6 protein-coding genes are annotated in these 6,978 nt (G+C 47.9%); 1 reads left to right on the forward strand and 5 read right to left on the reverse strand.

Annotation, left to right across the window (positions count from 1 at the left end; translation table 11 throughout):
- Positions 1 to 175 precede the first annotated feature (175 nt).
- The gene (locus tag AB2U10_RS18910) at positions 176 to 391 is read right to left on the reverse strand and encodes a hypothetical protein (protein ID WP_367916653.1); all 216 of its coding nucleotides are present in this window, start codon (positions 389 to 391) and stop codon (positions 176 to 178) included.
- An 86-nt stretch (positions 392 to 477) separates the two neighbouring features.
- Positions 478 to 1,245, reverse strand: coding sequence for a 16S rRNA (adenine(1518)-N(6)/adenine(1519)-N(6))-dimethyltransferase RsmA (gene rsmA / locus AB2U10_RS18915; RefSeq protein ID WP_367916652.1), 768 nt, complete (start codon positions 1,243 to 1,245; stop codon positions 478 to 480).
- A 137-nt stretch (positions 1,246 to 1,382) separates the two neighbouring features.
- Between rsmA and AB2U10_RS18920 the strand changes: the two genes are divergently transcribed.
- Complete coding sequence (locus AB2U10_RS18920) at positions 1,383 to 4,619, forward strand: PAS domain S-box protein (protein ID WP_367916651.1); 3,237 nt, start codon at positions 1,383 to 1,385, stop codon at positions 4,617 to 4,619.
- Between the two features lie 68 nt (positions 4,620 to 4,687).
- Here the strand turns inward: AB2U10_RS18920 and AB2U10_RS18925 are convergent, their stop codons facing one another.
- The 3 genes from AB2U10_RS18925 to AB2U10_RS18935 all read right to left on the reverse strand — a co-directional run bounded on the left by AB2U10_RS18925 (position 4,688) and on the right by AB2U10_RS18935 (position 6,648).
- On the reverse strand, positions 4,688 to 4,948 hold the full coding sequence (locus AB2U10_RS18925; protein ID WP_367916650.1) for a GlsB/YeaQ/YmgE family stress response membrane protein: 261 nt from the start codon (positions 4,946 to 4,948) through the stop codon (positions 4,688 to 4,690).
- Positions 4,949 to 5,010: 62 nt separating this feature from the next.
- A complete protein-coding gene (gene lysM, locus AB2U10_RS18930) occupies positions 5,011 to 5,460 on the reverse strand; it encodes a peptidoglycan-binding protein LysM (protein ID WP_367916649.1) in 450 nt (149 codons plus the stop codon).
- A gap of 84 nt (positions 5,461 to 5,544) precedes the next feature.
- The gene (locus AB2U10_RS18935) at positions 5,545 to 6,648 is read right to left on the reverse strand and encodes a class I SAM-dependent methyltransferase (RefSeq protein WP_367916648.1); all 1,104 of its coding nucleotides are present in this window, start codon (positions 6,646 to 6,648) and stop codon (positions 5,545 to 5,547) included.
- Between the last annotated feature and the right edge of the window lie 330 nt (positions 6,649 to 6,978).

The raw sequence follows: 6,978 nt of genomic DNA on the forward strand, positions 1-6,978 counted from the left end.
AGGCCCTTGACAACAACATAGTATCCCATCAGCAAAATCTCTGGCTAGCATTTCTTTAAAAAAACAAAATCGGCTGTCAAAAAATTATTCAACAACCGATTTCAATTCTATTTACTGAATATCCCTAATTAAAAAGCTGATCCAAAGATTGGTATCAATAATAACTCTTAAGGATTTATTGCTCATAGCGTTTAGTTCTGACCTTTTCTACCTCGGCCGTTATTTCATCAAGGCCGGGTACAGTGGAAATATCAGAGCGTAATTTCTCCAATATTTCAGCAAATCCCTTTTTAATTTCCTCTTTCTTTATGGAAATTAAATTTAAATCTGCCAGATCCCGTAACAATCTTACTGCCTTCGGGTTTAATATGTCTACTCTGATCGTAGTCATATTTCTAAAAGTTTAATTCGAATATACTTAATTCAGAAAGAGAACTTACCTTATCTGAACATAAAATTTTAATGACCGGCTGCTCTTTATTCAAAAATCGCCTTCGTAATTTCTACAAACTGCGTATAATCCAGCTGCTCGGCGCGCTTGTTTTCATACGGGAATTCTGCCTGGGCGGCAATGGGCTTCAGCGCATTGGAAAGCATCTTTCTTCGCTGGTTAAATGCCGTTTTCACCACCAGCTTAAATTTCTTAAAGTCGCAGCCTAAGACCTTATCGTAATTTCTGACCAGGCGGATCACCCCTGAATCTACTTTCGGCGGCGGATCAAATGCGCCGGGCGGAACGGTAAAAGCGTATTCAATATCGTAATAAGCCTGGAGAAGCACGCTCAGAATGCCGTAATCTTTATTTCCCGGCGGCGATGCAATACGCTGCCCCACTTCTTTCTGCACCATTCCCACCACTTCCTGAACCTGGTCTTTGTAATCCAGCACCTTAAAGAAGATCTGGGAGGAGATGTTGTAGGGAAAATTGCCGATAATGCCGAATTTATCATCGGGTGTGAGCCCGAGAACCCGGTTCAGGTCTACTTCCAGGAAATCCGCATCAAAGAGGTTTTTATCCGTAAAACCGTAATGTTTCTGAAGATAGGCCACCGACTCGCGGTCAATTTCCACCAGGAACAGCTCCAGGTCTTTGCGTTCAACCAGGTACTGCGTTAATACACCCATACCGGGGCCTATTTCCAGCACGGGCCCCGTACTCCGGTACAGCCCGGTGATCTTCTGCGCCGCCGACAGGTCTTTTAAAAAATGCTGCCCCAGGTGCTTCTTGGCTCTGACTTTTTCCAACGAATCGATATTTTACCCGCAAAATTAGGCATTATTCAGGCAAACCGGACCGCCTTTGCTTCAAAATGTCGGCCGGAGTGTTATAAAATCCGGCAATATTTGCTAGTTTTAATCCGGCATGCAAAGCGTTGACACCTATGGCTAATTTCAAGACGGTATCTTACCCTTCGGAGTATATCAATTTCCTGGAAGATTTTGTTGAAAATACTTCCGAGATCAACTTTATCCTGAACAGTACCGGCGAGTTTATCTTCGTCAATAATTCGTTTGTCAAAACACTGGGGTATGAAAAAGAAGAGGTAAAGCATAAACGGATCACCGATTACCTGCACCCCCAGTTCAAAGACGATACCGTGAGGGAAATCCTGGGCCTTAAACCCGGTGAGCACCTGCACGACTACACGCTGGTGTTCCGCAATAAGCTGAAAAAACGGGTGTATATGCTGGGCGATATCCATTTTTCGCAGCTCAGCAACGACATGAAGGTGTACCGCTTTATTCTTCGCGACATTACCCAGCGGCGAAGGGCCGAAGCCGCCCAGAACCTGTATTTTGCCATAGCCCAGAGCAACCTGAATACCCGTAGCCTGGAAGATTTCCTGGCCCAGGTGCACCTGAACCTGAAGAAAAACATTTATGCGAATAATTTCTTTGTGGCGGTTTTCGACAACAGCGACAGCAGCATCAACTTCCCCTACCACGTAGACGAGTTTTTTGATACGGGTCAGAACTACATGAAGCGCCACCTGGGAAACGGCCTGATCGAATACTCCCTGCTGCAAAAAAAGCCCCTGGTGCTGAACAAGGAAGAACTGGAAGAGCTCATTGAACGCGAGAAGCTCTTCATTTATGAGTCGATCCTGCCTGCCGTGCAGATCCTGGTGCCGCTGAAGGTGAACGAAGAAATTATAGGCGTTATCGGTATCAAGTCGTATTCTGACGAAAATAAATTCAGCAGCAACGACCTGGAGCTCCTGCAGTTTGTTTCGGGCCAGATTGCCATGACCATGGAGCGTAAACGGGCCGAAGCCGACCTGGAGCTGCAGACCGCCCGGCTTAAGGCCCTTTTTGACAGCAGCTCACACCTGCTCTGGACGGTAAATACCCGGCGCCAGCTCAGTTCCATGAACCGGAACTACTACAACATTGTCTACAGCCAGCTCGGCGAGGAGCCCAAGATCAACAGCAGTATTGAACGCTACGGCTGGAAGCTGTTTCACCCCGATGACAAGCCCATGATGCGGGAGAAATACAACCTGGCCTTCTCGGGCACTCCCCAGTATTTTGAGCTGCACTGGGGCCAGAAAAACGGGGGACCTGACTGGTACGAATTTCACCTCAACCCCATCATTTCAGGCGAGAACGGCGAAGTGGAAGAGGTATCGGGAATAGCCCGGAACATCACGGAAAACAAAAAAGCCCTGCTCGACCTGCAGAAGAGCGAAAACAAGTTCCGGAACATCATTGAGTCGTTTATTGATATTTACTACCGGTCTGACCTGGCCGGTAATATCACCATGATCTCGCCATCGGTTTATACGCATACCGGCTACCGCGAAGAAGAGGTCATTCACCAGAAAGTAGACCAGTTCTTCGAAGACGTGGTAGATTCTTCCAAGAACATTAAAACCCTGCTGAAGGCAGGCAATATCACCAATTACGAAGTACGGGTAAAACGGAAAGACGGGAGCATCCGGCAGTTCATGCTGAACATCCGGATGATCAAGAACGAAAAGGGTACGCCTATTGAGGTAGAAGGCGTGGCCAGGGATGTCACCGAGCTTCTGCGCAGCGCCGAAGAGCTCAAGATAGCCAAGGAAGAAGCCGAACACCTGCTGAAGGTAAAAGAGCAGTTCCTGGCCAATATGAGCCATGAGATCCGTACGCCGATGAACGGGATCATCGGGATGATCGATGTGCTGAACGAAACCGAGCTCGACAAAACCCAGAAAGATTACGTTAACACCATCCGGAACTCTTCAGAAACGCTGCTGACCATTCTCAACGATATCCTGGACCTGTCTAAGCTGGAAGCCGGGAAAATGAACATTGAGAAAAGGCCTTTTGACCTGAAGGAGATGCTGAAAAACCTGGTAGCCCTGTTCAAGCAAAAGGCAGCCGAGACCAATAACCTGCTGAAGTTTGACTGGGACGAGCGCGTCAATCCTTTCATCATCGGCGACCAGATCCGCCTGCTGCAGATTCTTTCCAACCTGACCTCTAACGCCATTAAGTTTACCCAGAACGGCAACATTACCGTTAAAATAACGCTATCTGACCGGCGCAGCAACCTGCAGTTGCTGCGGTTTGAAGTGATCGATACCGGCATAGGCATTTCGGAAGAAAACCAGAGGAGGCTGTTTAATTCTTTCCAGCAACTGGATATTTCCACTAAAAAAGCCTTTGGCGGCACCGGCCTGGGACTGGTTATTTCGAAGCAGCTCGTAGAAACCATGGGCGGGGAGATCGGTCTGAGCTCGGTAATAGACGAGGGCAGCACCTTCTGGTTCACCCTGCCGGCTGAAGAGGCCCGCGCTGAAGATATCAGCAAAAAAGTGAACGCAGCCAGCGAGATCTCCCTGGAAGGCTATTTCACCGATTTTTCACCCAAAATACTGCTGGTAGATGACAATGCCATTAACCGCAAGGTAGCCATTGAAATTCTCCGGAAAGCCAATTGCCATGTTATCGGGGCCGATTCGGGGAAAAAGGCCATTGAGACCTTCCAGCATAACCCTGATTTCGATCTGATCCTGATGGATATCCAGATGCCGGAAATGGACGGCATAGAAACCACCCGTATCTTGCGGGAAAAATACGGCAGCAAGCTTCCGCCGGTAGTGGCCATGACGGCCTATTCGATGGAAAACGACCGGGAGAAGTTCCTGGCCAGCGGCATGGACAATTACCTCTCCAAGCCTATACGCGCCAACCTGCTGGTACAAAAGGTGGAAGAATGCCTGCTGCCTGAAAAAGCCCGGCTGAAGAAACGAAAGAAGGAGAATCCGAAGAAGTTTGAAGAAATGGACCCGGCCGTTCCTGCCTTTGACCAGGGAGTTATCAACAGCCTGAAAGACATGGTAGGCGGCGATATGCTGCAGTCGGTCTTTGAAGATTTTAAGAGCGAGGCCGGGGTTCAGATAGAAAATGTGCAAAATGCCTATGACCGAAAAGATGTGGTGGCCATCCAGAAAGAGCTGCATACGCTGAAAGGCAATTCAGGCACTATAGGCCTCATGCGGATCCATGAAATTACCAAAGCAATAGAGGTTCCGGCCAAAGACGGGATCCTGGATGGCTTTGAGAAGAAATTTGAGATTCTGCAGGAGGAGTTCCGGTATTTCTCGGAGAATTTTGAGCGGTATTGCGGGTAGAACGCGGATGACGCGGACAGTTATGATTTAAAATCGACAGAATCCGCATCATCTGCGTTCCGGAATTTTTACTTCGCCGTAGCTTTTTTGATCAGCATCACTACCAGGAGGATCACGGCAGCACCTACGAAGGCCTCTGCTACACGGCTAACGAAATCAGGCAGGCCCAGAATGGAGTGGAGCTCTCCGCCCAGGAGCCAGCTTCCGACAAATGCACCGGCAATACCCAGCAGGATCTGGTACACGAGAGACAGGCTGAAGCGTTTGAATGCCAGGTCGGCCAGCCAGCCGGCTATGGCACCTACCAAAATTGTAATTAAAAGGTTCATAAAAATAAGGTTAAATAGTTATAAAAATAGGGAGCCTCTCAGCTCCCTATTTTCGGTAATGATTACAGTGCAGGTATTCTTAATACCTGTCCGGGGTAGATCTTATCCGGATGGGTCAGCATAGGCTTGTTGGCTTCAAAAATTACCGGGTATTTCATGGCATCGCCATAGAATTCTTTCGCAATCTTGGAAAGCGTATCTCCTTTTACCACGGTATGGAATTTTGCTTCCGGCTCAGGAGTAACCACAACGATATTATTATCTACAACAGCTACGCCTTCTACGTTTCCTACGGCAAGCGCGATCTTCTCAGCGTCCTGCTGGCTTTCTGTCTCACCTTCAAGCGTTACAGTATCGCCGGAAACTTTCACAGTCAGCTTTCTGAAAGGCAGGGCCAGGTTCTGAACATGTGCCAGCAGTGCTGAAGCTTTCAATTCAGGAGCAGCTTCTTCCTTCTCGCTTTTACCGAAGACTTTCTCACCAACACCCTTGAAAAATGATATTAATCCCATTTTTGAATAAGTTTAAATTAAAAATTGATTAAGCAAATATATAGACTTTATAATAGATTCAAAGTCACAAAAGAATTAAATAAATTAAAAAGTTTCGGCTAACATACGTTCCAGATGGTGGTATTCCAGTCCGTAAAAGGTTTTCAGCTCTTCTACAGGCCTCCAGGAACCCGGTAATGCCGCTACGGAATCGCGTTTTTTTATAGCCGTGATCATCAGGTTTTTGGGCGTATGCTCTGAATTGACAAATTCAAAAATCTGGGTCTGGTAACCGTAGATTTCCAGGATGGCCGCCCGGATCAGGTCGGTCAGCATCTCTGCCGTGCGCTCTTCTATAATGCCGTGGCGGGAGAAAGCCGCGGCCAGGCCCGACGGGTGCATGGCCCGGCGTACCTGCTTGTGGCAACAGGGGGACACCATAATGACCCGCGCACCGGCGCGGATCCCCTTGTAGAGGGCTTCATCAGTGGCCGTATCACAGGCATGGAGCGCAATGACCACATCGCTCTTGGCAAAATCATAGCCTTCAATGGTGCCCTGAACAAAATTCAGCTTACTGAAGCCGGCTTTTTCTGCCAGGGAGTTGCACAAAGCTACCATATCAGGCCGGAACTCCACCCCGGTCACGCGTGCTCCCGCTCCTATCTTCTTCTGCAGAAAATCATAAATGGCAAAGGTGAGATACCCCTTGCCCGAGCCCATATCCAGCACCGAGATCTCCGGTCCCGAAAGCGACTGTACCGCTGCAGAAAAGAATTCCAGGAATTTATTGATCTGGATAAATTTGTCTTTCTTGTCCTTGCGCACGTGCCCGTCAGCCGAAGTCACCTCCAGCAGGTACAGAAATGCGGCAGAAGCTTCCACCATACGCGTTTTTACCTTGTCGTGGCGACCGGTCACTTCCCTTTCCGCCATGCTTTCTTTTACGGTGAGCTTCTCCTTCCCGTCGGTTTTCAGGAAATAGTCTTTGCCCACACAATACATGTCGGCCTGGGAAAACTGCGTACCGATCATTTTATCCAGCAACCTGACCGATTCTTCCAGCGTATAGTTTTGGGTCACTTCTTTCCGTTCATACCGGTACACCCACGAGAGCATCCGTCCTTTTTTGGAGTCGAACGGGCGTATAGCGACCGATTTGTATTCAATATTTTCTGAAATATTTCTAACAACTGAACTAATTGTCATTTTTGAAAAAATTGATCTTTCAAAATTTTCTGAAAATATGTTTATAAATTTCTGTTTCATCATCTTTCCTGGTTCCGGCGGGTACATCAATTCTCCACCGGGCGGCTCTTCCTACAGACAGATCGCACTTCAAGGATAACCCCAAAAGCCCGGACTCTACGCAGCCAAAGACTCCTCAATTTTTAACCGCGCCGGCGGACCGTTTGTCAGTGCCTGAAATAAGTTGACCGATTTTAAGGGAGGAACAAACTTAAAATTGGTATAACAATGGGAAAGATTTCATCAGGGTTTACGAGAAGTGTTTCAGAGCGTCGTTATCGTCACTTTAGC

This window comes from Leadbetterella sp. DM7 (assembly GCF_040829825.2).
Lineage (GTDB): Bacteria > Bacteroidota > Bacteroidia > Cytophagales > Spirosomataceae > Leadbetterella.

Coding starts and splice junctions, on each gene's coding strand:
- AB2U10_RS18910 (WP_367916653.1), bottom strand. CDS start 391: ATGACTACGATCAGAGTAGACATATTAAACCCGAAGGCAGTAAGATTG.
- AB2U10_RS18925 (WP_367916650.1), bottom strand. CDS start 4,948: ATGAACCTTTTAATTACAATTTTGGTAGGTGCCATAGCCGGCTGGCTG.
- lysM (WP_367916649.1), bottom strand. CDS start 5,460: ATGGGATTAATATCATTTTTCAAGGGTGTTGGTGAGAAAGTCTTCGGT.
- AB2U10_RS18935 (WP_367916648.1), bottom strand. CDS start 6,648: ATGACAATTAGTTCAGTTGTTAGAAATATTTCAGAAAATATTGAATAC.
- AB2U10_RS18920 (WP_367916651.1), top strand. CDS start 1,383: ATGGCTAATTTCAAGACGGTATCTTACCCTTCGGAGTATATCAATTTC.